This is a genomic window from Falsiroseomonas sp. (assembly GCF_051860665.1).
In the GTDB taxonomy this organism is placed as follows: domain Bacteria; phylum Pseudomonadota; class Alphaproteobacteria; order Acetobacterales; family Acetobacteraceae; genus Falsiroseomonas.
This window is the reverse complement of the sequence record NZ_JBHYDM010000010.1, coordinates 38,400-63,862: the sequence shown is the minus strand read 5'-3', so window position 1 is coordinate 63,862 and position 25,463 is coordinate 38,400. Positions and strand designations below refer to the sequence as shown.

Below are 25,463 nucleotides of genomic sequence, written 5' to 3'. Positions count from 1 at the left end.
ACGATGACGGCAGGCATGGGCGCGGGCAATGGCCGCACGGTGATGATGTTCGCGGGCCAGGGCGCGCAATACTACCAGATGGGGCGGGAGCTGTTCGGTGCGGACCCGGTCTTTCGCGCCGCGATGCTGCGCTGCGACCAGGCCGCGGGTCCCATCGAGGGCCGCAGCATCACCGAGATCATCTACGGCCGCCCGATGGCGGAGAGCGAGACTTTCGACCGCCAGATGGAAAGCGCGCCGGCGCTGCTGGCGGTGGGCTGGTCCCTGGCGCAGGTGCTGTTCGCGCGCGGGATCCAGCCGGACCTGCTGCTGGGCTACAGCCTGGGCGAGACCATCGCCGCGACAGTTGCCGGCGTGCTGTCGCTGGAGGACGCCTTCGCGCTGCTGCTCGAAAATGCGCGGATCATCGAGGCGCTGCTGCCGCCGGCCGCCATGCTGGCCGTGCTGGAAGGCGCCGCGCGCGTGGTCAATCTGCCCGCCGTGCGGGAGGCCGGCGCCGAGGTGGCGGCGGAGAACTCCGACCGGCACTGCGTGCTGACCCTGCCGCACGCCGCCCTGCCGGCGCTGCGCATGGCGCTGGAGGCCGAAGGGCTGATCGTGGCCCTGGTGCCGGTGCGGCACGGCTTTCATTCCTCCCTCCTGGCGCCTGCCGAATCCGCCTTGCAGGCCGCCGCATCCCGCCGCGCCTTCGCGCCGCCGCGCACTCGGCTGGTCTCCTGCGCCACGACCGAAACCCTGCCGGCATTGACGCCCGCGCATCTCTGGCAGGTCGCGCGCGGGCCGATCCTTTTCGCCGAGACCCTGCGCAAGCTGGTGGCGGAAGGCACGCCGCTGCGCTTCGTGGAAGCCGGGCCCACCGGCACGCTCGCCACCTTCACCCGCCAGGTGCTGGGCCCCAAGGCCCTGGCGCTGCCCGCCATCAACCAGTTCGGCCAGGACCTGCGCAGCCTGGAGATCCTCGAGGAGCGGTTCGGATGACGCTGATCCATATCTTCCCGGGACAGGGCTCGCAGCAGCGCGGCATGGGGCGCGACCTCTTCCCGCGCTTTCCCGATCTGGTGGCGCAGGCGGACGAGATCCTCGGCACCAGCATCGCCGCGCTCTGCCTGGAGGATGCGGAGGGCCGTCTGCGCCGCACGGAATGGACGCAGCCGGCGCTCTATGTGGTGGAGGCGCTGGGCCATCTGGCGCGGGTCGAAGACAGTGGCCGCACGCCGGATTTCGTCGCCGGCCACAGCCTCGGCGAATATGCCGCGCTGTTTGCGGCGGAGGCCTTCGATTTCGCCACCGGCCTGCGCCTGGTGGAGCGGCGTGGCGCGCTGATGGGCGCGATGACCGGCGGCGGCATGGCCGCGGTGCTGGGCTTGGAACGGGCGCGGCTGGAGGCAGCGCTGGCCGGCCAGACCGCACTGGATTTCGCCAATCTCAATGCGCCGACGCAGACCGTGCTGTCGGGTCCCGTCACGGCGCTGGAAGCGGCGCAGCCTTTGGTGGAAGCCGCCGGCGGCCGCTGGTTCCCGATCAATGTCGCGACGGCCTTCCATTCCCGCCACATGCAGCCCGTGCGTCTGGATTTTGCCGAATTCCTGGCCGACATCGCCTTCCAGCCGCTGATGCTGCCGGTGATCGCCAATGCCACCGCCCTGCCCTATCGGGACGGCGAGGTGGCGCATCTGCTGGCGCGGCAGATCGACAGCCCGGTGCGCTGGGTGGAGACGGTGCAGTATCTGCTGGACGAGCCGGAACCCGAATTCGTGGAGATCGGCCCGGGCCAGGTGCTGACGCGGCTGGTGGCGGAAATCAGCCGGCAGCCGGTGCCGGCGAATATCGCACGGCGTCTCTGACCCGCAGGCCGCGTCCGCGCCCCGCCACCAGCAGCGCCGCCCGCAGGCTGTCGCCGTAGCTGCGCTGGCAGGAGAGGTGGAAGGTCTCGGCCTCCCGCCAGACCAGCAGCGGCAGATGCGCGCCCAGCGTCGCCGCCGCGGCGCCCGGCGGGAAGGCGCGCGGATGCAGGTCCAGCGGCAGGATGGTGGCCAGCGCCTCCCGCGCCAGCGGGCCGCTGAGTGCGAAAAGGCTGCGGGCACCGTCCATCGGCGTGCATTGCGCGCGCGGCACCGGCAGCACCAGGCCCGGCGCATGGAAACACAGCCAGCTGCGAGGCGCCGTCCAGACCGCGATGGCGCCGGCCACCGTCGTCCAGCCCGGACACTGCGGCAGGCCCGGCAGCGGGTCGGGCGCGCCATGCAGCGCCGTCAGGCCGGGATGCGTGAATTCCTGCAGATCAAGCACGGCTTCGCGCACCTTCGGGGTCGATGAAGACGGGCGCCACCACCTCTGCCTCCCCGTCATGGCCGCGCAGGGCATCGAAGACGCGGATGCGCGTGCCGATGCGCGCGCGCCCTTCCGCCAGCAGCGCCAGGCCGATGGTCTGCCGCAGGTTCGGCGACCAGCAGGCGGCCGTGACATGGCCGAGGTCATTGGCCGTGACCGCGGTGGCGCCCGGCGCCAGCAGATGCGCGCCGGTGCGCAGCCCTGCGCCGCGCAGCCCCACCAGCACCGGCCGCGCCGGGTCTACCAGCGCCGGCCGCTGCGCCAGCGCCCGGCCGATGAAATCCTTCTTCGTCGAGAGCATGCGCCCCAGGCCGAGATCGCCCGCGGTGGTCTGCCCGTTCAGCTCGCCGCCGCCGGGATGGCCCTTCTCGATGCGCAGCACGCCCAGCGCCTCGGTCCCATAGGGCACGGCGCCGGCCGCCAGCAGCCGGTCCGCCAGCGCCTCCGCCGCATCGGGCGGCACGCCGATTTCATAGGCGAGCTCGCCGGAGAAGGAGAGGCGATACAGCCGCCCGCGCAGCCCGCCCAGGAAATCTGCCTCCCTGCACGCCATGTGCGGTAGCGCGGTGTTGCAGACATCGGCCGAGGTGACCTGCGCCAGCACCTCCCGCGCCCGCGGCCCGGCGAGTGCGATCTGCGCCCAGGCTTCGGTGACGGAGAGGATGGTCACCTCCAGCTCCGGCCGCAGCACCTGATGCGCATAGTCCAGATGCTGCATCACCCGCGCCGCATTCGCCGTCGTCGTGGTGACGAAGAAGCGGTCCTCCGCCAGCCGCGCGCAGGTGCCGTCATCCAGCACAAATCCGTCCTCGCGCAGCATGATGCCGTAGCGGATGCGGCCGGGCTGCAGCGTGGACATGGTATTGGCATAGACGAAGTCGAGCAGCGACGCGGCGTCCGGCCCCACCACCTCGATCTTTCCAAGTGTCGAGACATCGCAGAAGCCGGCCGCGCTGCGCACCTGCAGCACCTCACGGTCCACGCTGTCGCGCCAGCCCGTCTCGCCCGGCCGCGCATACCATTCGGCGCGCTGCCAGGCGCCGCTATCGACGAAGCTCGCGCCGTGGCGGGCGGACCAGGCGTGCAGCGGCGTGCGGCGCACCGGGCGGAAATCGCGCCCCGTCTGCGCGCCTGCCAGCGCGCCGATCGTCACGGGCGTATAGGGCGGGCGGAACATCGTGGTGCCGGTCTCGGCGATGGTCCGGCCGGTGGCCTCCGCCAGGATGGCGAGGCCCAGGACATTGGCGGTGCGGCCCTGGTCGGTGGCCATGCCGAGGGTGGTGTAGCGCTTCGCATGCTCGACGCTGCGGAAGCCCTCGCGCGCGGCCAGCGCGATGTCGTCCGCGGTGACGTCGTGCTGGAAATCCACGAAGGCCTTGCGACCCGGGATGTGGAACAGCGCGCGCAGCCCGGCGGGCTCGTCCTCCGCCCGCGGCAGGTCCAGCGGCCGGCCGTCATGCCCTGCATCGCGTGCTGCCCGAAAGCCGGCGGCGGCGCCATCGGCGAGGCAGGCGGCCAGGGTGAAGCGCCCCGCGGCGGCGCCGGCCACCGCCATGCCCGGCGGCGGCGTGCCGGGCAGGAAGGCGGCCCGCGCTTCGTCCCAGACCGGCCGTCCGCCCTGGTGGGCGGAAAGGTGCAGCGTGGGGTTCCAGCCACCGGCGACGGCGAGCAGATCCGCCGCGATGGTTTCGCCGCTGTCCAACTGTACAGAAGACAGGCCCAGAAAGCCGCGCGTGCCGACCAAGCGCGCGCCCGCCACCAGGCGCAGGCCGGGCATGGCGGGCGCCTCGGCGCGCGCATCCACCACCGTCACCTCGGCCCCCGCATCGCGCAATGCGGTGGCGGTGCGCCAGCCGTCGTCGCCGGCGGTGAAGACCACAGCGCGGCGCCCGGGCAGCACCGCATAGCGCCGGATATAGCCGCGCACCGCGGCGGCCGACATCACGCCGGGGCGGTCATTGCCGGGGAAGGCAATGGGCCGTTCCACCGCACCGGCGGCCAGCACCACGCGCTTCGCGACGATAGTCCAGCCACGCTGGCGCGGCTGGTCCGCGACCGGTTCCGGCAGATGGTCCGCCACGCGCTGCACGGCGCCATAGGTGCCCTGGTCGAAGGCGCCGAAGACCGTGGTGCGCGGCAGCAGCGTGACCTCCGGCATCCCGGCCAGTTCGGCCACCACCCGCGCCACCCAGTTCGTGGCCGGTGCGCCGTCGATCTCCTGCCGCTCCGCCCAAAGCCTGCCGCCGAGCACGAAATCCTCGTCGGCCAGGATCACGCGCGCGCCGGTCCGCGCGGCGGCGAGCGCGGCGGCGAGGCCCGTGGGGCCGGCGCCCACTACCAGCACATCGCAATGCGCGTGCATGCTTTCGTAGCGGTCGGGATCGGGCGCGGTGGCGGCGCGGCCGAGGCCGGCGGCGCGGCGGATCAGCGGCTCATAGACCTTCTCCCAGAAGGAGGACGGCCACATGAAGGTCTTGTAGTAGAAACCGGCGGAGAGCAGCGGGCCGAGCAGCCCGTTCACCGCCATCACATCGAAGCGCAGGCTTGGCCAGCGGTTCTGGCTGCGTGCCGCAAGACCTTCGAACAGCTCGGCCGTGGTAGCGCGCGTATTGGGCTCCTGCCGGCCGCCGCTGCGCAGTTCCACCAGCGCGTTTGGTTCCTCGCTGCCAAGGCCCCAGATGCCGCGCGGGCGGTGATACTTGAAGGACCGCCCCACCAGCCGCACCCCATTGGCGAGCAGGGCGGAGGCCAGCGTATCGCCCGCATGGCCCTGGTAGGCGTGGCCATCGAAGGTGAAGCGCAGGGGCTGCGCGCGGTCGATCAGCCCTCCGGTGGCGATGCGCGTCATCGGCGGCAGGCCTCGGCACCGACCACCGCATGCGTGCGGGTATCGCGCATCACCCGCAGCCATTGCCGGCAGCCATGGATGTGCTGCCAGAGCTCCGCGTGCAGCCCGGCGGGATTCTCGCGCAGATGCAGGTAGTCGTGCCACGCCGCCATCGGCGCATCCGCCGCAGGCCGCGGCGGCGGGGCGCTGCCCATGGTCGCAAACTCGGCGGCATCGCGTTCGCCGCAGAAGGGGCAGGGAATGCGCATCAGTGCAGGTTCGCCTGGGCGCCGGCGCCCTTCTCGTCGATCACATGGCCCGTCGCGAAGCGGTACAGCCGAAAGGCGGCGTTCAGCGCATGCGGCTGGCCCGTGGCGATGGTATGCGCGAAGCACCAGCCGCTGGCCGGCGTCGCCTTGAAGCCGCCATAGCACCAGCCGCAATTCAGGAAGAGGCCCTCCACCGGCGTGCGGTCGATGATCGGCGATCCGTCCATCGACATGTCCATGATGCCGCCCCATTGCCGCAGGTACCGCAGCCGCGACATGGCCGGGAAAAGCTGCACCGCGCATTCCATCACGTCGTGGACCACGGGCAGGTTGCCGCGCTGGGCGTAGGAGTTGTAGCCGTCGATATCGCCGCCGAAGACCAGGCCGCCCTTGTCGGACTGGCTGACATAGAGATGGCCGGCGCCATAGGTGACGACGGTGTCGATCATCGGCTTCACCGCCTCGGAGACGAAGGCCTGCAGCACATGGCTTTCGATCGGCAGGCGCAGCCCCGCCATTTCCGCCAGGCGCGAGCTATGGCCCGCCACCGCCAGCCCGATCCGCTTCGCGCCGATGAAGCCGCGCGGCGTCTCCACGCCGCGCACGCGGCCCGCTTCGATGCGGATGCCCGTGACCTCCGTGTTCTGCAGCAGGTCCACGCCGCGCTGGTCCGCCGCGCGCGCAAAGCCCCAGGCCACGGCATCGTGCCGCGCCGTGCCGCCGCGCCGCTGCAGCAGCCCGCCTTTCACCGGGAAGCGCTGGCTGTCCAGGTTCAGCCCCGGCACCATGGCACGCACCTGCGCCACATCCAGCAGTTCGGCATCCGCGCCGGCCAGGCGCATGGCATTGCCACGGCGCGCATAGGCATCCCGCTGGCTGTCGGAATGGCACAGGTTCAGCACGCCGCGCTGGCTGACCATGGCATTGTAGTTCAGGTCCCGCTCCAGCCCTTCCCACAGCTGCATCGACTTCTCGTAGAAGGGCGTATTGCCCGGCAGCAGGTAGTTGGAGCGGATGATGGTGGTGTTGCGGCCGACATTGCCGGAGCCGAGGTAGCCCTTCTCCAGCACCGCCACATCGGTCAGGCCGTGTTCCTTCGCCAGGTAGTGCGCCGTGGCCAGGCCGTGCCCACCGCCGCCGATGATCAGCGTGTCATAGGCCGGCTTCGGCGCCGGTTCGCGCCAGGACGGCGCCCAGGACCGGTTGCCGGTCAACGCGTGGCGCAGCAGTGCGAGGGCGGAGTGGCGCATGGCGCCAGGATGACAGGCCCAGGCTGCCGCATTTGCCTCCAGACGACTTGGAATGGTCGCAGCACGACAAGCTTCATAATGGCCCGCGATTGATGTTGACAGGCTTCACACTTCGCCATAACTGACCGCTGTCAACATTGGTCGCCCCCAGAGATGCTGTTCTTCGCCCTTCTCGGCCTCGCCACCCTCGCCGCCGCCCTCGCCGACCGTCTGGGCGCGCCCGGCCTCGGCACCTGGCCGGCGCGGATGCGCTGGGGGCTGGCGGCTGCTCTGGTCTTCTTCGGCATCGACCACCTTGCCATGCCCGGCCGCTACCTGCCGATGATCGAGGGCCTGGTCCCCTGGCCCGGGGCGGTGATCATGCTCACCGGCCTCTGCGAGGTCGCCGGCGCCATCGGCCTGCTGGTGCCGCGCCTGCGCCGGGCCGCCGGCATCCTGCTGGCGGTCTATTTCGTCTGTGTCTTCCCGGCCAATATCCGCAATGCGCTGCAGGGTCTGGCGGTGGAGGGGCTGCCCGCCGCCGGCTGGTATTACTGGGCGCGCCTGCCGCTGCAGCCCCTGGCCATCTGGTGGTCGCTGCGCGCGGCGGAGGTCATCGCCTGGCCACGCCGCTCACGCGCCTGAGGAGGCACCCAGCAGGAAGTCCACCATCATCTCCCGCCCCGCCGCATACATGCCGAGGCCGGTCTGGGTGCGGCAGCCCAGCGCCCGCGCCGCGGCGAGCAGCGGCGTCACCTCCGGGCTGGTCACCACATCGGCCACGAAGGTCTGGGCCGATAGGCGGTCCACCCGGACCGGCAGCGCATCGCCGGGCCGCATGCCGGATGGCGTGGCATTCGCGACCAGGTCCTGGCCCGCGGGATCGTCGTGGCCCGCCGCCAGCGCCGCGCCGCGCCCTTGCAGCCGCGCCAACAGCCCGTCACGCCGCGCCGCATCGGCATCATGAATGGCCAAGGACGCCACCCCGGCCTCCACCAGCGCCAGCGCCATGGCCGTGCCGGCACCACCCGCGCCCACCAGCAGCGCGCGCCGGCCTTCGGGCGCGAAGCCGGCCTGGCGCAACCCGCCGATGAAGGCCGCGCCATCCGTCATATCGCCATGCCAGCGGCCATCGGCATTGCGCCGCATCACATTGACCGAGCGCAGGAAGCCCGCGCGGTCTGTCGTCGTGGCGCAATGGGCGAAGGCCGCGAATTTGTGAGGCACCGTTGCCACGATGCCGTCCAGGTTGCCGACGCGCGACAGGCCGCGCATCACCTCATCCAGCCCGGCCGCCGCCACCTGCATCGGCACCAGCACCGCATTGCGCCCGCGCGCGAGGAAGGCGCGGGTCAGGCTGCCGGGCGATTGCACCTGGGCGATCGGGTCGCCCAGGATGACGAAAAGCCGCGTGGCGCCGCTGAGCGCTTCGAGCATGGATTTTTCTCCCCGCCCGAAGCTCACCACAGCGCGCCGCGCCTGACCATCGCGCCTCAGAAGCGCAGTTGCAGCCCGCCATAGAGGGAGCGGCCGAAGCCCGGCTCGAAGAGCGCGGAATTCGCCGTCGCACTCGTCGCCACGCTGGCCGAGGAGATATACCGCACATCGGTCAGGTTGCGGCCGGCGACGAAGGCGGTGATGCCATTGCCGAAATCCCAGCCCGCCCGCAGGCCGAGCAGCGCGTAGCTGTCGGTGCGGGTGGTATTGGCATTGTCGGCGTAGAAGCCGCTCGGCACCCAATCGACATTCGGCGCGATCCAGCCGCCGGCGGGATGCGCGTAGCGGACCTCCGCATGCAGCAGGTGCCGCGGCGCGCCCGGCAGCTCGTTGTCGCCATAGGTGCGGTCGCCGTCGAAGCGGAAGTCGCTGAAGGTATAGGCGGCGCGCAGCGTCACGCTGTCCCCCGTGGCCAGGGCATTGCGCCGCGCGGTCCAGTCCAGCCCTGCCTCGATGCCCTGATGGATCGTACGGTCCACATTCTGCGCGAGGGAGGAGCCGGCGGTGGGGCCCTGCAGCAGCTGGATCTCGTCGCGGATCCAGGCGCGGTACAGCGCCACCTCGAAGCCCACCTCGCCGATCCGCCCGCGCGTGCCGATCTCCGCCGTGGTCGCGCGCTGCGCATCGAGGCCGGAGAAGCCGGCGGTCGGCACCAGCGGCGTCAGGTCCGAGAGCGTCGGCGGCTCCGTGCTCCAGGACAGGTTGGCGAAGATTTGGGCCTGCGGCGTCGCATCCCAGACCAGGCCGAAGCGCGGATTGACCCACTGCCAGCGGCCGCTGCCGCTGTCATCCGCCTTCGGATCGGCCGCCGTCACCGCCTCGCTGAGAAAGCGGTCGCGGCTGGCGCGATAGGCCTCGCCCGCCTGCAGCCCGGTGATGACGGCGACCGTCGGCAGCACCCGCAGCGTGCTTTCGGCATAGACGTCATTGGTGCGCGCCCGGTCGGTGGAGGAGGCAGTCATCGCCCCCGCCCGGCCGCCATTGTTCACGTAGCGGTTGCTGTCCGTCACGCCGATCGCGGCATTGGCGCCGACCACCAGCCGATGCTCCAGCCCCGCGATGCGGCCGTCCAGCGTGGCGCGGCCGAAGGCGGAAACATCGTCGTTGCGCTGGTCGATATACTGGAAGATCGGGTGGTCCAGCTCCCGCCGCACCGCTCCGAGGCCGGCTTCCAGCAGCACGCCCTCCATCGGGCGATAGGCGGTGCGGCTGCCGATGCGCAGGCTTTCGATATTGCGCTGGTAGTCCTGCAGCAGATTGGCCGAGGCCGCGCCGCGCGGATTGCGCAGCGCCTGCTCGCGGGTGACCGAGCCCGGGATCTGCTGCCAGATGTTGTTGTAGCTGAGGTAGAAGCGCGTCTCCGCCTGCTCCGACCAGCGATAGCCGACATTGCCGGAGATCCGCTGGCTGCGGCCGGCGCTGTGATCCCGGAAACCTTCCTGGGTCAGGGTGGAATAGGCGAGGAAGGCATCCGCCGCGCCGCTCTCCACGCCATAGGTCAGCAGGCCACGCGCAAAACCGTCGCTGCCCGCCTCGGCGCGCACCGTGCCGCCGGGATTGCTGCGCCCGGTCTGCGACACGGCGTTGATGGCGCCGCCGAGCGTATTGGAGCCCTGGGCAAAACCCTGGGCGCCGCGAAAGACTTCCAGGCGTTGCAGCGTCTGCGAATCCAGCTCCTGGAAATCACCGCTGCCATCGGCCTGATTCAGCGGCACGCCATCCAGCGTCAACCGCACGCCGCGCAGGTGGAAGTTGCGGGAGAGGCCGGAGCCGCGGATGGAGAGCCGGGAATCCTCGCCCCATTTCGGCCGGGCGAAGACGCCGGGCGTCAGATCCAGCATATCCTGCAGCGTGGTGGTGCCGGGGCGGTCGAGGAAACTCTCGGCCGGCACGACGGAGACATTGCCCGGCACCCGCCGCACGGCCTCGGCGGCGGCGGCGTTGTCCGGCACCGCAGCCGCCGGCGGCACGCGCGGGGCGGTGACCAGCAGGTCGGGCAGGGTGGTCGGGTTGGGCGTTTGGGCCAGGGCAAGCCCAGGCAGCATCAGGGCGGCGCCGGCCAGCCGGGCGCGCGTGATCTTGGTCATCTAGCAGAATCCTTGTCTGAGTGCGGAAGCGGGGCGTCTCAGACGAGGGCGGGTGGGGCCTGGGCTCCCAGGGGTGGGCCGCGGATCGGCGGGCGCAGCGGCGCGGCGGCGGGGCCGGCGTGCTGCGCGGGCGCGAGCACCCAGCTCGGGCGCGGCAGTAGCGGCGGCTCCGGCAGCAGCACCTGCGGCAGGCCGTGGCAGACCGGGCAGAAATCGGCATGTGCCGGCCGGTCCGGCAGCACATGGCCATCCGGCCCGATCACCACGCGGCGCGTGCCGTCCATGGTGCAGAGCTCGGTCACCAGGCCGCCCGCATGGGCGGATTTCCGCCAGAGGCACAGCGCCGGCGCCAGGCCGGTCTGCGCCAGCAGTACCAGCAGCAGCGCCAGCAGGACCGGCCGGCGGATCATCTCAGGCCGCGATCTCCACCAGCACCGGCACATGGTCCGAGGCCTGGGTCCAGCCGCGCGCATCCTTCAGCACGCTCATGCCGCGCAGGCTTCCCGCGAGGTCGGGCGAGACCCAGACATGGTCCAGCCTGCGTCCCCGGTCCGCCGCACGCCAATCCGCCGCGCGATAGGACCACCACGTATAGAGCTTCTGCTCCGCAGGCACGAAGTGGCGCAGCGCGTCGTGCCAGGCGCCCGCCTTCATCATCGCGGTCAGCGCCTCGGTCTCCACCGGCGTGTGGGAGACGATCTTCAGAAGCTGCTTGTGCGACCAGACATCGTGTTCCAGCGGGGCGATGTTCAGGTCGCCGACCAGCACGGCCCGCCGAAAACCGCCGGCGGCGGCGCGCGCGGCGGACCAGGCGGTGGCCTCCGCCACGAAATCCAGCTTGTGGGCGAATTTCGGGTTCAGCGCCCGGTCGGGAATGTCGCCACCGGCCGGGATGTAGAAGTCGTGCAGCTCCACCGGGCCGCCGGGGGCGTCGAGTTCCACCGCGATGTGGCGGCAGTCGCCCTTGGCACACCAGTCGGGGTCCACGCCGTCGCGCCGCGTGAAGGGCAGTTTCGAAAGGATCGCGACGCCGTTGTAGCCCTTCATGCCGCGCACCGCGCGGTGTTCGAAGCCCAGCGCGGCCACGCCCTCATGCGGGAAATGCTCGTCGGGGCACTTGGTCTCCTGCAGGCAGATCACGTCGGGGCGCAGCGCCGCGACGAGATCGGCCAGCAGCGGCAGGCGCAGCCGGACGGAATTGATGTTCCAGGTGACGATGCGGAGGGTCATGCGGCCGGAATCGCAGTCTGGTTAGACGGGGTGAGTTGGAGCGGAACGCATCAACGACCTGCCAACCGAGCTTCAATCGCGGAAAGCGCAGAGGCACTGAGACCAAAATTAGTCCCGACGTGAACCGGCCCAATAGGTCGCTGCTTAGCCAAAACAGGGTCCAGCTTCAGGAAATCGCGCGTGAGCGGGCTGGTGGCGAACTTCGACTGATACCTCACCCGAACCCTTGGCTCCACAAGCCCTGCTGCCGGCATCGCTGCCGCAGTCCAGTACGGAAGTTGCCAAGACGGTGCTGGCTGATCTTCGGCGAGCGACAAAACCTGTCCCGTCGCGATCAGCCCCCCACCTTTCCGCGCGAGCCAGAAAAAGACCTTCTGGCCTGGCGCAATATCATCAGCGCGCTGGCGCGCCAGCCAGACATCTTCCTCAAGGTCCGCAAGCGCCTTTCGCAGGTCATACTGCTCGGGCACCGCCTGAAAGATCCAACCCGCTGGCGCTGCCAAGGTCTTAGACGATCTTGACGGTGACCGTGCCGACGCCCTCGACCATGCCTTCCAGCAGGTCGCCCTTCACCACGGCGGCCACGCCTTCCGGCGTGCCGGTCATGATCAGGTCGCCCGGCTCCAGCTTCACCAGGCCGGAAAGGTTCGCGATCACCTCCGGCACCGACCAGATCAGCTTGGACAGGTCGGAGGTCTGCGTGACCTTGCCGTTCACCTTCAGCTCGATCTTGCCCTTGGAGGGGTCGAAATCGCCGGCCGGAATCAGCAGGCCCATGGGGGCGGAGTGATCAAAACCCTTGCCCATGTCCCAGGGGCGGCCGGTCTTCTTCGCCTCGTTCTGCAGGTCGCGGCGCGTCATATCCAGGCCGCAGCAATAGCCCCAGACATGCTTCAGCGCATCGGCCTGGCTGATGTCCTTGCCGCCCGTGCCGATGGCGACCACCAGCTCCATCTCATGGTGCAGGGACTTGCTGGCGGGGGGATAGGGCATGTCCGCGTCGTTGATCACCACGGCATCGGCCGGCTTGGTGAAGTAGAAGGGCGGCTCGCGGGTCGGGTCGCTGCCCATCTCGATCGCGTGCTCGGCATAGTTGCGGCCGACGCAGAAGATGCGGCGGACGGGGAAGGACCCGCCGCCCTTCACCGGGATGAAGGCCTGGGCGGGCGGCGGAATCACGTAGTCGGCCATGCGGATGCTTCCTTGGGAACGCGATGCGCGGGACCATAGCCCCGCCCCGGCGGCTGGCAAGAGCCCGGCCTAGCCGACCGTCACCCGCCACATGAAGCTGCGGCTTTCGCCGGCCCCCAGCATCTGCATGCCCGGCTTGGCCCAGATATCGCCCCAGAACTGCGCCGGGTCGGCGTAGCCCGCCCAGGGCTCGATGCAGAGGAACTCCGCACCCGGCTTCATCCACAGGCCGAGTTCCGAAAAACCCTGCCAGGTGATCTCCAGCGCCGGCGCGCCGGGCGCGGCATAGCGCAGACGGCGGCTCGCGGGCTGCAGAAGGATCATGGCAGACGGACGAAACAGCTCCTCCCGCAGGCCGAGGTTGCGACCATGCACGGGCAGCGGCTGCGGCGTCGGGTCGATCAGCCCGTTCTCATCCAGCCGCCAGACCGGCCCGGCCTCCTCCTGCTCGAATTCGATCCGGTGCGCGGCCTTGCCGCCGGCGCCGGGCAGCGGCCAGCGGAAGGCGGGATGCGCGCCGACCGCGAAGGGCAGCGTGCCCTCCCCCGGATTGTGCACGGTGGTGGTGACGGTAAGCGAGGCACCATGCAGGGCGTAGCCCACCTCCAGCCGGAAGCCGAAGGGATAGACAGCGCGGGTCGCGGCGCTGTCCGCCAGCAGGAAGCGGCAGCTTTCCGCCGTCTGCTCCACCAGCTCGAAGCGGCTGTCACGGGCGAAGCCGTGCTGGCCCATGGGATAGACCTCGTGCCCGATGCGCAGCGTGTCCTCGCGCAGCCGGCCGACGAAGGGAAACAGCACCGGGGCATGCCGCGGCCATTCCGGCCCGGCCTGCCACAGAAATTCACGACCGGCCGCATCCTGCAGACTGGCGAGCTCGGCCCCCTGCGGCTTCACCGCGATGCTGAGCTGGCCGGAGGCGAGGGTGACGAGATCCGTCATGGCAACCGCCCCGCTTCACGCCGCTGGTCATAGGCACGCGCATGCAGATGGGCCAATTCCTGCTCCTCAGCCGGCAGGCCGGCCTGGCGCGCCGCGGCGCAGAGGAAGCCCAGGATATGGTCCGCCTCGGTCCGCCCGCCCGCCTCCAGGTCCCGCAGCATGGAGGCGGTGTAGCCGCTGGCGGGGTCGGAAAACAGCTTTTGGTAGTTGGCCATGAAGGCCGGCGTCATCGGATGGCCCTGGGCGGCGGCGATCGCCGCATTGCGCGCCAGCAGGCCGAGGAGAAAATCCGTGCCACCGGCGCGCACGATCTCACCCACGCTGGCGCGCATCAGCAGGCTGGCGGCCGCGACGGTGCCGAGATGCACCAGCTTCTCCCACATCCGCCGCTGGATATCGGGCACCGCCTCCGCCACCAGCCCCGGCGCCTGGCCGAGTGCTGCGGCCAAGGCGGCGGCGCGGCCATCCATCCGGCCGTCCTGCTCGCCAAAAGTCAGCCAGTGCCAGTCGCCGAGATGCTGCACCACGCCATCGGCCGTCAGCGTCGCCGCGCATCTTGCCAATCCGCCCCAGACGCGTTCGGCGCCGAAGGCGGCGTTCAGGGTCTCGACATGCGACAGGCCATTGAGGATCGGCAGCACGCTGGCGCCGGCCTCCACCGCCGGGCGGATCGCCGAAATGGCGCTGTCCAGGTCATAGGCCTTGCAGGACAGCAGCACGACATCGAAGCCGGGCCCGGCCGTCCCGGTCGTGGCCACCGGGCGGTCGATATCGCCGAAGACGCTGCGCACCCGCAGCCCGTCGCGCGCCAGCACCGCGGCGCGGCCGGGCCGCACCAGGAAGGTGACGTCCAGGCCGCGCTCCAAGGCGCGCCCACCAAAATAGCCGCCGAGCGCACCGGCGCCCAGAACCAGCATTCGCATCCTGCGATCCCCCGATTTGCGGGGGAACAATCCTGACAAAGACACCGCTGTCCAGAGGAAGGCCGGGGAGAAGGTATTCTCCCCGGACCCCTCATCTATTTCCGGGGAATGGGCTCAACGCATCGCGGCGAGGTCGATGACCTCGACATCGGGCAGTCCGGCGACCATGCCCTGGGCGGTTAGGCGGCCATTCTCCAGGTCGATGCCATGCAGCGTGCCGCCAGCCAGGACGAAGCCGGTATTGCCGCCCCGGCCATCCGCCAGCACGTCGAAGCCCAGGGCCACCGGCAGGCTCATGCCCAGCATGCCCTTCACCTGCTGCACGCCATCATTCGGCGGCGCCTGCAGGTTGTAGGTGCCGAGCAGCGTGTCGATCGTATAGAGCGCGGTGCTCGGCGCGCCGGGCTGGCCGGCGGCGGGGGCGCCGGCCGGCGGGGCCACGCTGTTGGTATAGGCGCCGGCGGTGATGCGCGGCGCGGTGCCGGCCTGCGGCGAGCCGTCCATGTACTTCTGCTGGCCATCGCGGACGACCTCGCCGGTGTCCACATTCACCCGGAAATTCACCCCGCTCATGCCCATCAGGCGCAGGCGGTTGGCGACCGGGTTGAAGTCCACCACGGCGCGGCCGCCGCTCTCGAAGGCCATGTTCAGGCGGGAGACCTGGGTGGCGCGGCCATTCGCCGGATCGATGCGGACGATCTGGCCGGCATCCGTCACCCCATACAGCGCGCCATCCTGCGGCCGCTGGTCGATGCCGAGCAGCCGGCCCTCGGCGCCGGTCACGCGCACCGGCGCCTCGGCCCGGCGGGTCTCGCTGTCGATGCGGATCAGCCGGTTGTCGGCGGTCAGCGCGATGAGCGTGGCGGCCTGGGCCCCAAGGGGGGCGGCCAGCGGCGCGGCGGCGATCACGGCGGCGGCCAGGGCGGTGCGAAGGGTCTTCGGCATCGGCGTCTCTCCATATCCAGGGCAGGCCTTGGCGGCCTTGCTGCTGGCGTTACGGAGGGCGGATGCGGCTGGATGCAGCGTGTGGAGAAAATTTTGTGGGTCAGCCCGCCGTGTCGCCTGCGCGGCCGGCGGGCGGCGAGCATCCCACTACCCGGATTGTATTCGCCCCTTTCCTCCGTCTGCGCTGCGGTTCCAGCGCCATGGTGTGCCAGATGCGATCGCCCCAGGAGAAGCTAGGGTTCGTGATGCCCTGCGCGACCATCGCCTCCCTCAATGCATTCGAAACCCAGATCGGGCCGCCGCCGTGAAAGCGGCGATCACGGAACAGATGCACGCTGTCAGGCAGCACCTCGTCGCGCAGGATGTACATCGGCACGTCCGGCTCATCCGGATCTGTCGGACTGGGCCAGGTCAGGATGGGCCTGCCCTTCATGTTGAGCATCCAGCGCCAGCCACTGGCCTCGAGATCCACCGCCGGGATGTCGCGCGTGGCCTCGAACAAGTGGAAGCGGCCTTCCGGCACCAGCTCGCCCGTCGCAAGCGTGATTTCGATGGGAAAGGTATCCACGCCATCCGGCTCGAATTCCCGCATCAGCGCCGCCGCCTTTTTGGAGACGATGATCATGTTCCCGAGAAATTCGGACTTGACGATATCGCCGATCTGCTCCGCCTGGCGCGCGCGGGATTGGAGGCGGATGGGGGAGGCCATGGCCTCGGGCGTGCGGAGCCTGTCCCAGCCACGGCCGCCGCCCCATCCGGCCTCTCCGTTGTCCCCACTCAGCGGCGGATGTGCCGGGTTGCCGCGGGCGGGATAGGTCAGCACCGGCTTGTCGCCGCGAATGCAGGTCGAGCGCAGGGTGACGCGCATCTCTGAATAGCGCCGCATCGCCGTGCCGGCATAGCGTGCATCAGCCGCTGCCCGGCTCGCGAGATACGCGATGCTGGGGTCTATCCAGGTCGGCGTTTCGGTCATCGGCCCTCCGCAGGCATGCCAGCGTGCCCGTGATCGAACCTCAACCGGGACGCAGCGTCCACCACGACCAGCACAGGCGGCAACCGCGCCGACGCAGGTCGCGCTAAGTGCCGGCGGCAGGCGCCAGGCGGCCGATGAACAGGATGGGCCCGGTCGGCCGCCCGGTCGGCGAACCACCCGGCGGCTCCACCGTGATCTCGATCAGCATGCCCGGGCTCGGCCGGATGGTGCTGGGTGCCACGCTGATGCGCCCCTCGGCCGGGATCAGGCCGAGCGAGGTCGGCGCCGTCGCGCCCTGCGGCAGCGCCCACAATTGCAGCGCGCGACCCTCAGGCGCCGGGCGCGGGTTCAGGGACGCGAGGCGCAGCCCGCCACCATCGGCCTCCACCAGCCAGGCCGGCTGGTCACGCTCGCTCAGCAGCACCGTCATCATCCGCGGCTCGGGCTCCGGCCGCAGCAGGATGAAGGCAGCGAGGCCCGCGGCCAGCGCGGTGCCGCCGATGGCCCCCATCCGCCAGGGGTCTAGCAGCCCCGCCAGCCAGCCGCGCTTCGCGACGGGCGCAGGATCGAGCGCCGCCGCGATGCGGTCCCACAAGCCGGGCGGCGGCGCCTCGGGCGGGGCGAGGGCGGTGAGCGGCGCGAGCCGCGCCTCCCAGGCCGCCACCGCCTCGGCAAGCGCGGCATCGTGTTCCAGCGCGGCGGCCACGGCCGCAGCCTCCCGCGCCTCCAGCGTGCCGAGCACATATTCGGCGGCCAGCGCCTCGCGCTCCTCGGGAGTCATGCCCGGCGGGATCATGCCAGGCACTCCCGCAGGCGCAGCAAGCCGCGGCGGATCCAGGCCTTCACCGTGCCGAGCGGCAGTTCCAGCTTCGCCGCGACCTGCGCATGGCTCAGCCCATGCACGAAGGCGAGCACGATCCCCCGCCGGTTGCGTTCCTCCAGCGTCGCCAGGCACTGGCGCAGCCGGCGACCCTCGGCCTTGGCGGACACCCGCTCCAGCGCCTCCGGCTCCACCGGCAGGTCGCCCAGCGCCGGATCGTCGCTCGGGATTTCGCGCCCGCGCGCGCGGGCCAGGTCGAGCGCGGCATAGCGCACGATCGCCGCCAGCCAAGCCTCCGGCGCCCCCCGCGCCGCATCGAACTGATGCGCGCGATGGGCAATCCGCAAGAAGGCGTCCTGCAGCGCATCGGCGGCGGCGTCGCGGTCGCGCAGGATGGCATTGGCCACGCCGAACAGACGCGTCGATTGCCGCTCATAGACCGCGCGCAGCGCCTGGCGATCGCCCCCGGCGACGGCGGATAGCAGCGGGGCGAGGTCAGCGGCGGCGTCCATCGGGCGGCAGGATGACCACGCCGCCGCGGCGCGGGCAACCCAGCATGGGACGCTCTCACGGAGCCGTGCCGCCCGCGGGCCCTGCTTGGAAGGCGGGCAGAGGCGGAACGGACTGATGAAAGCCGCGCCAGACCCAGCCCCGCAGGACCGGCCACAGGGCCCCATGGGCTGGCACGCGCCTTGCGTGGCCGGAGCCATGACCCGCTGGCCGCCTTGCCGAAATGCCGCCGCCGGACGCGCAGGGCGCTCCCCTGGGCGCCCCGGCCGGCCGCCGCGTTCGCATGGCCTGGCGCGCGCCCGCGGACGGTGGCGACCAGCCGGCTGATCCAGGGCCGTCGCGTCCCGCTGCGGGACGCGCGGACGGATTGCCGCGCCCTGTTCCCGATCCTCCCGCATCGGCGGAGTTCCGCGTGACCGAACCCACTTCCCTGGCCGAGCTGGAGCGCCAGCTGGCGCATCAGCTGGCCCTGCTCGCCTATCCCGCCGCGCCCTGGGTCGCCCCGCTGCCGGCGCCGGATGGGGCGGAGGCGCTGGACTGCGCCATCATCGGCGGCGGCATGTACGGCCTGGCCACCGCCGCGGCCCTGCGGCGGGAGAGGGTGACGCGCATCGCCGTCTTCGATGCCTCCCCACCCGGCCGCGAGGGCCCCTGGGTCAGCTTCGCGCGCATGGCCATGCTGCGCACGCCGAAGGACCTGACCGGCCCCGATGGCGGCCTGCCCGCCGCCAGTTTTCGCGCCTGGTGGGAAGCGCAGCACGGCAAGGCGGGCTGGGCGGCGATGTACCGCGTGCCGCGCACCGCCTGGATGGACTATCTGCGCTGGTTCCGCCGGGTGATGGACCTGCCCGTCCAGAACCAGTCTCGACTGGTGGCGATGGAGCCGACCGCGGACGGCCTGCTGCTGCAACTGCGCTTCGAAACGCCGGCCGGCCCCGTGCTGCACCATGCCCGCAGCGTGGTGATGGCCACCGGCTCCGGCGGCAGCGGCGGCCATGCGATTCCGCCCGAGATCGCGCAGGCCCTTCCCGCGGGCCGCGTGCTGCATGCGAACGACCTGATCGACCCCGGCTGCTTCCAGGGCGAGCGCGTCGGCGTGCTCGGCGCCGGCGCCACCGCCTTCGACATCGCCATCACCGCGCTGCAGGCCGGCGCCGCCACCGCCACCATCTGCATCCGCCGCCCCGAACTGCCGCGCGACAACCCACGCCGCTGGATGGAGAATGCCGGCTTCCTGGCGCATTACGTGGACCTGCCGGATGCGGTGAAGTGGGACTACGCCCTGCGCCTGCGCCGCATCGGCCAGCCGCCGCCGCAGCCCACCTTCGACGCCGCCCTCGCCTTGCCCGGCTTTCGGCTCGCCACCGGCATGCCCTGGGAGACCGTGCGTTGGACCGGCAGCGAGATTTTGGTCGAGGGCAATGGGCGCCGGCAGGTCTTCGACCGGCTGGTGATCGCCACCGGCTTCCTCTCCGACCTCTCGCTCTGCCCCGAATATGCGGCGCTGCTGCCCGAAATCGCGCTGTGGCGCGACCGCTTTGCGCCCGCGGTCGCGGAGCCGCGGCTGGGCCGGCAGCCCTATCTGGACCGCATGGGCGGCTTCCAGCAGCGCGTGCCAGGTGCGGCGCCCTGGGTGGAGCGGGTCTTCAGCATCACCGGCGCCGCCTCGCTCAGCCTCGGCCCGATCGCGGCCAGTGTCAGCGGCATGAAATACGCCCTGCCGCGGCTGGTCGAAGGGGTGAAGCGCCGCCTGTTCCTGGATCAGCAGGAGGCCGACTGGGCGCATTTCCTGTCCGGCGACCATGCCGAGCTGGCCCCCTTCACCCTGCCCGAAAGCGCCGCCGCATGAGGACCATTCCCGTTACCCCCCTGGCCGCCACGCCGGACAGCATCGCCCCCTTCGGCACGCTGGTGCTGCCGGGCGAGGACGGCACGCCCTTCGGCCCGCAGGATGCCAGCCTGGACCTCAGCCAGGGCCGGCCCCGCTTCTACATCATGCGCCTGCCACACCGCCCGCTGCTGATCCGCGGCATCACGCGGCACCTGCGCGTCACGCAATGCCTGGCCTCCGCCGATGGTGCGGACTGGTTCATCGGCCTGGCGCGCGCCGATGCGCCGCTGACGGCGGATGCCATCGCCTGCTTCCGCATCCCCGGCGGCACCGCGCTCGCCCTGCATCGTGGCACCTGGCACGCCGGCCCCTTCTTCGTCGCCGACAGCCAGGCCTTCTTCAACCTGGAACTCTCCGACACCAACGAGACCGACCACGACACGGTGCGGATCGACGCGCAATTCGGCGTCGCCCTCGCCATCGCCGCCTGAGGAGAATGCCGATGCTTCGCCGCAGCCTCATCGCCACCGCCGGCGCGCTTCTGGCCGCGCCCGCCATCGCCCAGCCGCGCGCCCTGCGACTGATGCTGGACTGGACGCCGCAGGGCTACCACGCCGCCTGGTTCCTGGCTGCCGAGCGTGGCCATTTCGCGAAGGAGGGGCTGAACGTCACCATCCAGCGCGGCTTCGGCTCCGGCGATGTCGTCACCAAGCTGGCGGCCGGCGCGGCGGAAATCGGCTTCGGCGATCCGGGCGCGGTGGTGAAGCACAATGCCGACAATCCCGGCCGCGCCATGGTCAATGTCTTCCAGTATTTCGACCGCACGCTGGCCGGTGTCATCACCCTGGCGGGACGCGGGATCGCGCGGCCGGCGGATCTGCGCGGCAAGCGCATCGCCGCGCCGGTCGGCGACAGCGGCCGCGTGCTGTTCCCGGTCTTCGCGCGGGCCAATGGCCTGGCCGCCGACGCGGTCACCTGGATCACCGTGGCGCCGCCGCTGCGCGAGCCGATGCTGTTCCGCGGCGAGGCCGATGCCATCACCGCCTTCGTCTCCGGCGCCTTCTTCAACCTGCGCGCCCTGGGCGCGAAGGAGGCCGATATCCGCATGTTCCGCTTCAACGATTTCGGCGTGGATGTCTTCGGCAACGCGCTGCTGCTGCCGGCCGAGATGGCGGCGCGGGAGCCGGAGATGGTGCGCGGCTTCGTGCGCGCCACCCTCGCCGGGCTGAAGGACGCGCTGACAGACCCCGCCGCCGCCATCGCCGCCGTGCAGGCGCGCGAACCCCTGGCCGATATCCCGCTGGAGACGGAGCGCATGCGCTTCATCATGCGGGAGGCGGTGCTGACCCCCACAGCCGCCGCGCAGGGCATCGGCCATGTCGACCCGGCGCGCGCCAGCGCCATGGTCGCCGCCATGGCGGAGGCCTTCGCAGTCGCCAATCCGCCCTCCGCCGAGAGCTTCATGCGCATGGACTACCTGCCCCCGGCGGCGGAGCGCATGCTGCCGGCGATGCGCGCCTGATGCGCCATCACGGCCGCTACGCCTTCTCCGCCATCGCGCGGCGCCCGGCCTGGGACTGGCCGAATAGCACGCGGCTGGCCGTGCATGTGGCGGTGAACCTGGAGGCCTTTCCCTTCGCCGAGGGCATGGGCCTGCCGCTGGTGAACCCCCTGCCCGAACCTGATGTGCAGAACTACGGATTCCGGGATTGGGGCAACCGTGTCGGCGTCTGGAATCTTCTGGACGCGCTGGATGAGCACGCGATACCGGCGGCGGCCCTGCTCAACACCGCCATCTACGACCTGTGCCCGGAGGTCGCGCAGGCCTTTCGCGCACGCGGCGACGAATTCGTGGGACATGGACGCACCAATGCCGAGCGCCAGTCCGACATGGACGAGGCCGCGGAGCGCGCGACGATCCTGGCCTGCCGCGACCGCATCGCGCGGGAGGAAGGCGCCGCGCCGCGCGGCTGGATGGGCCCCTGGGTGGCGGAAACCCACGTCACGCCCGACCTGCTGGCGGAAGCCGGCTTCGACTACTGCATGGACTGGACGCATGACGACCAGCCGACCCTGCTCGCCACCCGCGCCGGCCCGCTGGTGACCATTCCCTATTCCCGCCCGACCAACGACATCCCCGCGCTGCATGCGGCGAAATGGCCGCCCTCCGTCTGGGCGGATATCCTGATCGACCAGTTCGAGGAACAGCTGCGCCTTTCGGAAAAATGGCCGCTGGTCTTCAACCTGTCGCTGCACCCCTTCCTCGTCGGCCATCCCTTCCGGCTGCTGCGTCTGCGCCGTGTGCTGGCGCATATCGCCGCGGCGCGCTCGCGCATCTGGCTGTGCCGGCCGGGCGAGATCGCCGCCCATGCGCGAAAGGTGCTTTGACGCATGGATTTCGAATGGGACCTCTTTGTCGACTCCCTGCCGACGCTCGCGGCCGGCGCGGCGACCACGGCGCAGCTCGCCTTCGTCTCCATCCTGATCGGGCTGGTGATCGGCCTGTTCGGCGGGCTCGCCCGCGTCTCCGGCATCGCGGCGCTGAACGTGCCGGCGGTGTTCTACGTGACGCTGCTGCGTGGCGTGCCGCTGCTGGTGACGCTGCTGTTCCTCTACTACGGCCTGCCCTCGCTCGGCCTGCTGCTGGAGGCGAAGGTTGTGGCCATCCTGGCGCTGTCGCTGACCAACGGCGCCTATGTGACCGAGATCGTCCGCGCCGGCATCCAGTCCATCGACCGCGGCCAGCTGCGCGCGGCGCGTTCCCTCGGCATGGGTTGGCCGCTTGCGATGCGACGCATCATCCTGCCGCAGGCGCTGCGCCGCGTGCTGCCGCCGATCGGCAATGAGGCGATCACGCTGCTGAAGAACACCGCGCTCGTTTCCGTCATCGCCATCCCGGACCTGTTGCGCGCCGGCACGGACATCATGACCTGGCAGGCGAATACCTTCAGCCCCTTCGCCGGCGTCGCGCTGATGTACCTGGCGATGACGTTGCCCATGGTCTGGCTGGTGGCACGGCTGGAATCGCGCTGGAGGGTGGCATGAGGCCCCTGCTGTTCCGTGGCGCCACCCTTTTGGCGGGTGGAACCGATTGGGCGCCGCGTGCGGGCGTCGACGTGCTGGTGGCGGAGGGCCGCATCGCCGCCATCGGCGCGGCGCTCGACGTCACAGATGCCGAGGTCATCGACGCGCGGCCCATGCTGCTGCTGCCCGCCTTCATCAATGCCCATACCCATTCGCCGGAGGCGCTCGCGCGCGGCCGCGCGCCGATGGCGCGCCTCGATGAATGGCTCGCCGCCGAATATGCCGATGGCCAGGACGCGCTGCCGGAGGCGCGCATCCGCCAGGCCATCCTGGTCTCCGCGGCGGAGGCGATCCGTGGTGGCGCCGTGCAGGTCACCGACCATTTCCGTCAGATCCCGCCCAATGTGGAGTCGGTGGCCATCGCCGCCGCCGCCTGGGCCGAGGGCGGCATTCGCGGCCGCATCGCCATGATGCTGCGCGACCTGCCCTCGCCCAGCGCCAGCTTCACCCCGCCGAGCACGGCGCAGGCCCTGGCGGTGGCGGAGGCGCTGGTGAAGGCGCCGCCGAAGGGCGCCGAGATCGGCCTCGGCCCCTCCGCCCCGCAGCGCTGCACGGACGAGTTGCTGGCGGGTCTCGGCGCCTTGGCGCGGGAGCATGGCGCGTTCCTGCATCTGCATCTCTGCGAAACCGTGAAGGACGCCGCCGACTGCCGCACGCGCTTCGGCACCGATCCGGTGGCGCATCTGGAGAAGCTCGGCCTGACAGGCCCCCGCGCAGAATTCGCCCATTGCGTGCATCTGACGGATGCGGAGCTGGAGCGCATGGCCGCAACCGGCACGCTGATGGTGCACAATCCGCTGGCGAACCTCCGCCTCGGCAGCGGGATCGCGCCGGTGGCCCGGGCGCTGTCCCGTGGCGTGCGCGTGGCGATCGGCTCCGACGGCCCCGGCAGCAACGACACGCAGGACATGCTGGAAGCCGCGAAATTCGCGCTGCTGCTGCCGCGCGCGGGACGGCCCGATGCCGAATGGCCAACGCCCGCACAGGTGCTGGCCATGGCCACCGGCGGCGCGGCGCTGGTGCCCGGCGCGCGCGCGGACCTGCTCGCCTTCGACCTGCGCGCCGCCGCCTTCACCGATGCGAAGCCGGAGGAGCTGGCGCCCCGCCTGCTGATGGCAGCCAGGCCACGGGACCTGAAGCACGTGATGGCGGACGGCGCCTTCCTGATGCGCGACGGCGCCCTGGTTCCCCCCGCTTTGGCTGCGCTGCCATGAGCGCGATCCGCGTCACCAACCTGCACAAGTCCTACGGCGCCACGCCGGTGCTGCGCGGCGTCGATCTCACCGTCGCAACCGGTGAGGTGGTCTGCGTCATCGGCCCCTCCGGCAGCGGCAAATCCACGCTGCTCGGCTGCCTCAACGGGCTGGAGCCCTTCGACTCCGGCGAGGTGATCGTGGACGGCCAGCATATCGGCTGGGGCCCCGAACGCGGCGGCGCCCGGCAGCGCGTGCCGGAACGCGCCATGACGCTGGCCCGCCGCCGCATCGGCATCGTCTTCCAGGCCTTCAACCTGTTTCCACATATGACGGCGCTCGGCAATGTCATGGAAGCACCGGTCCAGGTGCTGCGTCGCCCGCGCGCGGCGGTGGAAGTCGAGGCGCGCGCCCTGCTCGCCCGCGTCGGCCTGGCGCATAAGGCGGACTCCTATCCGGCCGATCTCTCGGGCGGCCAGCAGCAGCGCGTTGCCATCGCGCGCGCCTTGGCGATGCAGCCCGCGGTGATGCTCTTCGACGAGGTGACCTCCGCCCTCGACCCCGAGCTGGTCGGCGAAGTGCTGGCCGCGATGCGCAAGCTGGCGGAGGAGGGCATGACCATGCTCGTCGTCACCCACGAAATGGGTTTTGCCCGCGATGTCGCGGATCGCGTCGTCTTCATGGATGGCGGGCTGGTGGTGGAGCAGGGGCCGCCGGCTTCGGTGCTCGGCGCCCCGCGCGAGGCCCGAACCCGCGCCTTCCTCGGTCGCGTCACCCGGCCCGAATCGATTCCCGCATGAAGGACACACGCATGTCGCTGACCCGCCGCGCCACGCTCGCCGCCGCGCTCGCCGCGCCCTCCCTCGCCCTGGCGCAGGCGGAGGATACGCTCGCCAAGGCGCGCGCCGCCGGCGTGCTGCAGGTCGGCAATGGGGGCGCCTTTCCGCCCTTCGAGTTCATGCAGGCTGGCACCCTGACCGGCTATGACGTCGATCTGGGCGAGGAGCTCGGCCGCCGCATGGGGCTGCGCATCCAGTGGCAGGTCATCGCCTTCGCGGGACTGCTGGCCGCACTGACCTCCGGCCGCGTCGACACGCTGATCACGGCCATGACCTGGACGGCGGAGCGCGCCGAGCGCGTCGCCTTCTCCACCCCCTACTACAAGACTGGCATCGCGGCGGGCTACCGCCCGGGGTTGGCCATCGACCGGCCGGAGGATCTGGCGGGCCGCATCGTCGGCGTGCAGGTCGGCACTTCCGGCGAGCGCTATGTGCGCGACAACCACGCCGGCGCGGTGAAGGAGATTCGGGTCTACAACGAATTCCCGCTGGCCTTGCAGGACCTGGTGGTGGGGCGCGTGGAATGCGTGGTGAACACGCAGCCCGTGCTGCGCTGGAACATCGCGCGCAACAGCCGCGTGCGGCTCGGCGTCTCTCCCGTCTGGGATGCGCGCGATGTCGGCATCAATACGCGGAAGGAGGACACGGCGCTGATGGCGGAGATCAACCGGCACCTGGCGGCGATGCAGGCCGATGGCTTCCTGGCCTCGCTGGACACCAAGTGGTTCGGGCAGGCGGGCTGAGC

At 71.0% G+C, this 25,463-nt stretch carries 27 protein-coding genes; 11 read left to right on the top strand and 16 right to left on the bottom strand.

The window, feature by feature from the left end; translation table 11 throughout:
• Positions 1-3 precede the first annotated feature (3 nt).
• On the top strand, positions 4-978 hold the full coding sequence (locus ACTIF1_RS12685) for an acyltransferase domain-containing protein (RefSeq protein ID WP_439596792.1): 975 nt from the start codon (positions 4-6) through the stop codon (positions 976-978).
• Entirely contained in the window at positions 975-1,844 is an 870-nt protein-coding gene (gene fabD / locus ACTIF1_RS12680) for an ACP S-malonyltransferase (RefSeq protein WP_439596791.1), read from the top strand. Before ACTIF1_RS12685 ends, fabD begins: the two co-directional genes overlap by 4 nt.
• Here fabD and ACTIF1_RS12675 read toward each other — a convergent pair.
• The 4 genes from ACTIF1_RS12675 to ACTIF1_RS12660 are packed head-to-tail and all read right to left on the bottom strand — an operon-like array spanning position 1,801 to position 6,677.
• Complete coding sequence (locus ACTIF1_RS12675) at positions 1,801-2,289, bottom strand: hypothetical protein (RefSeq protein ID WP_439596790.1); 489 nt, start codon at positions 2,287-2,289, stop codon at positions 1,801-1,803. The two genes, fabD and ACTIF1_RS12675, sit on opposite strands and share 44 nt — an antisense overlap.
• Complete coding sequence (locus ACTIF1_RS12670) at positions 2,282-5,179, bottom strand: sarcosine oxidase subunit alpha family protein (RefSeq protein WP_439596789.1); 2,898 nt, start codon at positions 5,177-5,179, stop codon at positions 2,282-2,284. Before ACTIF1_RS12670 ends, ACTIF1_RS12675 begins: the two co-directional genes overlap by 8 nt.
• Positions 5,176-5,427, bottom strand: coding sequence for a sarcosine oxidase subunit delta (locus ACTIF1_RS12665; RefSeq protein ID WP_439596788.1), 252 nt, complete (start codon positions 5,425-5,427; stop codon positions 5,176-5,178). The genes ACTIF1_RS12670 and ACTIF1_RS12665 overlap by 4 nt, the downstream gene beginning before the upstream one ends.
• On the bottom strand, positions 5,427-6,677 hold the full coding sequence (locus ACTIF1_RS12660; protein ID WP_439596787.1) for a sarcosine oxidase subunit beta family protein: 1,251 nt from the start codon (positions 6,675-6,677) through the stop codon (positions 5,427-5,429). The genes ACTIF1_RS12665 and ACTIF1_RS12660 overlap by 1 nt, the downstream gene beginning before the upstream one ends.
• Before the next feature lie 153 nt (positions 6,678-6,830).
• On the opposite strand from ACTIF1_RS12660, the gene ACTIF1_RS12655 reads away from it, so the two are divergent.
• Positions 6,831-7,301, top strand: a complete 471-nt coding sequence (locus ACTIF1_RS12655; RefSeq protein WP_439596786.1) for a DoxX family protein — start codon at positions 6,831-6,833, stop codon at positions 7,299-7,301.
• Here the strand turns inward: ACTIF1_RS12655 and ACTIF1_RS12650 are convergent.
• From ACTIF1_RS12650 to ACTIF1_RS12595, 12 genes are all read right to left on the bottom strand, one after another.
• Positions 7,290-8,093, bottom strand: coding sequence for a shikimate dehydrogenase family protein (locus tag ACTIF1_RS12650; RefSeq protein ID WP_439596785.1), 804 nt, complete (start codon positions 8,091-8,093; stop codon positions 7,290-7,292). The two genes, ACTIF1_RS12655 and ACTIF1_RS12650, sit on opposite strands and share 12 nt — an antisense overlap.
• A 56-nt stretch (positions 8,094-8,149) precedes the next feature.
• Positions 8,150-10,240, bottom strand: coding sequence for a TonB-dependent receptor family protein (locus ACTIF1_RS12645; protein WP_439596784.1), 2,091 nt, complete (start codon positions 10,238-10,240; stop codon positions 8,150-8,152).
• Between the two features lie 38 nt (positions 10,241-10,278).
• The gene (locus ACTIF1_RS12640) at positions 10,279-10,650 is read right to left on the bottom strand and encodes a DUF2946 family protein (protein WP_439596783.1); all 372 of its coding nucleotides are present in this window, start codon (positions 10,648-10,650) and stop codon (positions 10,279-10,281) included.
• A 1-nt stretch (position 10,651) separates the two neighbouring features.
• The gene (locus tag ACTIF1_RS12635; protein ID WP_439596782.1) at positions 10,652-11,470 is read right to left on the bottom strand and encodes an exodeoxyribonuclease III; all 819 of its coding nucleotides are present in this window, start codon (positions 11,468-11,470) and stop codon (positions 10,652-10,654) included.
• Positions 11,471-11,520: 50 nt separating this feature from the next.
• Positions 11,521-11,940, bottom strand: coding sequence for a hypothetical protein (locus tag ACTIF1_RS12630; RefSeq protein WP_439596781.1), 420 nt, complete (start codon positions 11,938-11,940; stop codon positions 11,521-11,523).
• Between the two features lie 37 nt (positions 11,941-11,977).
• The gene (locus ACTIF1_RS12625) at positions 11,978-12,661 is read right to left on the bottom strand and encodes a fumarylacetoacetate hydrolase family protein (protein WP_439596780.1); all 684 of its coding nucleotides are present in this window, start codon (positions 12,659-12,661) and stop codon (positions 11,978-11,980) included.
• A gap of 69 nt (positions 12,662-12,730) precedes the next feature.
• Positions 12,731-13,600 (bottom strand): aldose 1-epimerase family protein, encoded by an 870-nt coding sequence (locus ACTIF1_RS12620; RefSeq protein ID WP_439596779.1) that lies wholly within the window; start codon positions 13,598-13,600, stop codon positions 12,731-12,733.
• Positions 13,597-14,523 (bottom strand): 2-dehydropantoate 2-reductase, encoded by a 927-nt coding sequence (locus tag ACTIF1_RS12615; RefSeq protein WP_439596778.1) that lies wholly within the window; start codon positions 14,521-14,523, stop codon positions 13,597-13,599. Before ACTIF1_RS12615 ends, ACTIF1_RS12620 begins: the two co-directional genes overlap by 4 nt.
• Positions 14,524-14,637: 114 nt before the next feature.
• Positions 14,638-15,468: a DUF4394 domain-containing protein gene (locus ACTIF1_RS12610; RefSeq protein ID WP_439596777.1), complete on the bottom strand. Its 831-nt coding sequence runs from the start codon at positions 15,466-15,468 to the stop codon at positions 14,638-14,640.
• A gap of 100 nt (positions 15,469-15,568) precedes the next feature.
• Positions 15,569-16,441 (bottom strand): imm11 family protein, encoded by an 873-nt coding sequence (locus ACTIF1_RS12605; RefSeq protein WP_439596776.1) that lies wholly within the window; start codon positions 16,439-16,441, stop codon positions 15,569-15,571.
• A gap of 103 nt (positions 16,442-16,544) precedes the next feature.
• Complete coding sequence (locus ACTIF1_RS12600) at positions 16,545-17,237, bottom strand: anti-sigma factor (protein ID WP_439596775.1); 693 nt, start codon at positions 17,235-17,237, stop codon at positions 16,545-16,547.
• Complete coding sequence (locus ACTIF1_RS12595) at positions 17,234-17,773, bottom strand: sigma-70 family RNA polymerase sigma factor (protein ID WP_439596774.1); 540 nt, start codon at positions 17,771-17,773, stop codon at positions 17,234-17,236. Before ACTIF1_RS12595 ends, ACTIF1_RS12600 begins: the two co-directional genes overlap by 4 nt.
• Positions 17,774-18,183: 410 nt before the next feature.
• On the opposite strand from ACTIF1_RS12595, the gene ACTIF1_RS12590 reads away from it, so the two are divergent.
• From ACTIF1_RS12590 to ACTIF1_RS12555, 8 genes are read left to right on the top strand one after another with little or no spacing between them, the layout of a single operon-like run.
• On the top strand, positions 18,184-19,620 hold the full coding sequence (locus ACTIF1_RS12590; RefSeq protein ID WP_439596773.1) for an FAD/NAD(P)-binding protein: 1,437 nt from the start codon (positions 18,184-18,186) through the stop codon (positions 19,618-19,620).
• Positions 19,617-20,093 carry an ureidoglycolate lyase gene (locus ACTIF1_RS12585; protein WP_439596772.1) on the top strand — a complete coding sequence of 159 codons (477 nt, stop codon included), beginning with the start codon at positions 19,617-19,619 and terminating at the stop codon, positions 20,091-20,093. The genes ACTIF1_RS12590 and ACTIF1_RS12585 overlap by 4 nt, the downstream gene beginning before the upstream one ends.
• Before the next feature lie 11 nt (positions 20,094-20,104).
• On the top strand, positions 20,105-21,124 hold the full coding sequence (locus ACTIF1_RS12580) for an ABC transporter substrate-binding protein (protein ID WP_439596771.1): 1,020 nt from the start codon (positions 20,105-20,107) through the stop codon (positions 21,122-21,124).
• Complete coding sequence (locus ACTIF1_RS12575) at positions 21,124-21,990, top strand: polysaccharide deacetylase (RefSeq protein ID WP_439596770.1); 867 nt, start codon at positions 21,124-21,126, stop codon at positions 21,988-21,990. The genes ACTIF1_RS12580 and ACTIF1_RS12575 overlap by 1 nt, the downstream gene beginning before the upstream one ends.
• A gap of 3 nt (positions 21,991-21,993) precedes the next feature.
• Complete coding sequence (locus ACTIF1_RS12570; RefSeq protein ID WP_439596769.1) at positions 21,994-22,647, top strand: amino acid ABC transporter permease; 654 nt, start codon at positions 21,994-21,996, stop codon at positions 22,645-22,647.
• Complete coding sequence (locus ACTIF1_RS12565; protein ID WP_439596768.1) at positions 22,644-23,900, top strand: amidohydrolase family protein; 1,257 nt, start codon at positions 22,644-22,646, stop codon at positions 23,898-23,900. The genes ACTIF1_RS12570 and ACTIF1_RS12565 overlap by 4 nt, the downstream gene beginning before the upstream one ends.
• Positions 23,897-24,679, top strand: coding sequence for an amino acid ABC transporter ATP-binding protein (locus ACTIF1_RS12560; RefSeq protein WP_439596767.1), 783 nt, complete (start codon positions 23,897-23,899; stop codon positions 24,677-24,679). Before ACTIF1_RS12565 ends, ACTIF1_RS12560 begins: the two co-directional genes overlap by 4 nt.
• Positions 24,676-25,461 (top strand): substrate-binding periplasmic protein, encoded by a 786-nt coding sequence (locus tag ACTIF1_RS12555; protein ID WP_439596766.1) that lies wholly within the window; start codon positions 24,676-24,678, stop codon positions 25,459-25,461. The genes ACTIF1_RS12560 and ACTIF1_RS12555 overlap by 4 nt, the downstream gene beginning before the upstream one ends.
• The last annotated feature ends 2 nt before the right edge of the window (positions 25,462-25,463 follow it).

Coding starts and splice junctions, on each gene's coding strand:
- ACTIF1_RS12620 (WP_439596779.1), bottom strand. CDS start 13,600: ATGACGGATCTCGTCACCCTCGCCTCCGGCCAGCTCAGCATCGCGGTG.
- ACTIF1_RS12595 (WP_439596774.1), bottom strand. CDS start 17,773: ATGGACGCCGCCGCTGACCTCGCCCCGCTGCTATCCGCCGTCGCCGGG.
- ACTIF1_RS12615 (WP_439596778.1), bottom strand. CDS start 14,523: ATGCGAATGCTGGTTCTGGGCGCCGGTGCGCTCGGCGGCTATTTTGGT.
- ACTIF1_RS12605 (WP_439596776.1), bottom strand. CDS start 16,441: ATGACCGAAACGCCGACCTGGATAGACCCCAGCATCGCGTATCTCGCG.
- ACTIF1_RS12655 (WP_439596786.1), top strand. CDS start 6,831: ATGCTGTTCTTCGCCCTTCTCGGCCTCGCCACCCTCGCCGCCGCCCTC.
- ACTIF1_RS12580 (WP_439596771.1), top strand. CDS start 20,105: ATGCTTCGCCGCAGCCTCATCGCCACCGCCGGCGCGCTTCTGGCCGCG.
- ACTIF1_RS12635 (WP_439596782.1), bottom strand. CDS start 11,470: ATGACCCTCCGCATCGTCACCTGGAACATCAATTCCGTCCGGCTGCGC.
- ACTIF1_RS12650 (WP_439596785.1), bottom strand. CDS start 8,093: ATGCTCGAAGCGCTCAGCGGCGCCACGCGGCTTTTCGTCATCCTGGGC.
- ACTIF1_RS12645 (WP_439596784.1), bottom strand. CDS start 10,240: ATGACCAAGATCACGCGCGCCCGGCTGGCCGGCGCCGCCCTGATGCTG.
- ACTIF1_RS12665 (WP_439596788.1), bottom strand. CDS start 5,427: ATGCGCATTCCCTGCCCCTTCTGCGGCGAACGCGATGCCGCCGAGTTT.
- ACTIF1_RS12625 (WP_439596780.1), bottom strand. CDS start 12,661: ATGGCCGACTACGTGATTCCGCCGCCCGCCCAGGCCTTCATCCCGGTG.
- ACTIF1_RS12555 (WP_439596766.1), top strand. CDS start 24,676: ATGAAGGACACACGCATGTCGCTGACCCGCCGCGCCACGCTCGCCGCC.
- ACTIF1_RS12685 (WP_439596792.1), top strand. CDS start 4: ATGACGGCAGGCATGGGCGCGGGCAATGGCCGCACGGTGATGATGTTC.
- ACTIF1_RS12600 (WP_439596775.1), bottom strand. CDS start 17,237: ATGATCCCGCCGGGCATGACTCCCGAGGAGCGCGAGGCGCTGGCCGCC.
- ACTIF1_RS12670 (WP_439596789.1), bottom strand. CDS start 5,179: ATGACGCGCATCGCCACCGGAGGGCTGATCGACCGCGCGCAGCCCCTG.
- ACTIF1_RS12585 (WP_439596772.1), top strand. CDS start 19,617: ATGAGGACCATTCCCGTTACCCCCCTGGCCGCCACGCCGGACAGCATC.
- ACTIF1_RS12560 (WP_439596767.1), top strand. CDS start 23,897: ATGAGCGCGATCCGCGTCACCAACCTGCACAAGTCCTACGGCGCCACG.
- ACTIF1_RS12570 (WP_439596769.1), top strand. CDS start 21,994: ATGGATTTCGAATGGGACCTCTTTGTCGACTCCCTGCCGACGCTCGCG.
- ACTIF1_RS12575 (WP_439596770.1), top strand. CDS start 21,124: ATGCGCCATCACGGCCGCTACGCCTTCTCCGCCATCGCGCGGCGCCCG.
- ACTIF1_RS12610 (WP_439596777.1), bottom strand. CDS start 15,468: ATGCCGAAGACCCTTCGCACCGCCCTGGCCGCCGCCGTGATCGCCGCC.
- ACTIF1_RS12640 (WP_439596783.1), bottom strand. CDS start 10,650: ATGATCCGCCGGCCGGTCCTGCTGGCGCTGCTGCTGGTACTGCTGGCG.
- ACTIF1_RS12660 (WP_439596787.1), bottom strand. CDS start 6,677: ATGCGCCACTCCGCCCTCGCACTGCTGCGCCACGCGTTGACCGGCAAC.
- ACTIF1_RS12565 (WP_439596768.1), top strand. CDS start 22,644: ATGAGGCCCCTGCTGTTCCGTGGCGCCACCCTTTTGGCGGGTGGAACC.
- fabD (WP_439596791.1), top strand. CDS start 975: ATGACGCTGATCCATATCTTCCCGGGACAGGGCTCGCAGCAGCGCGGC.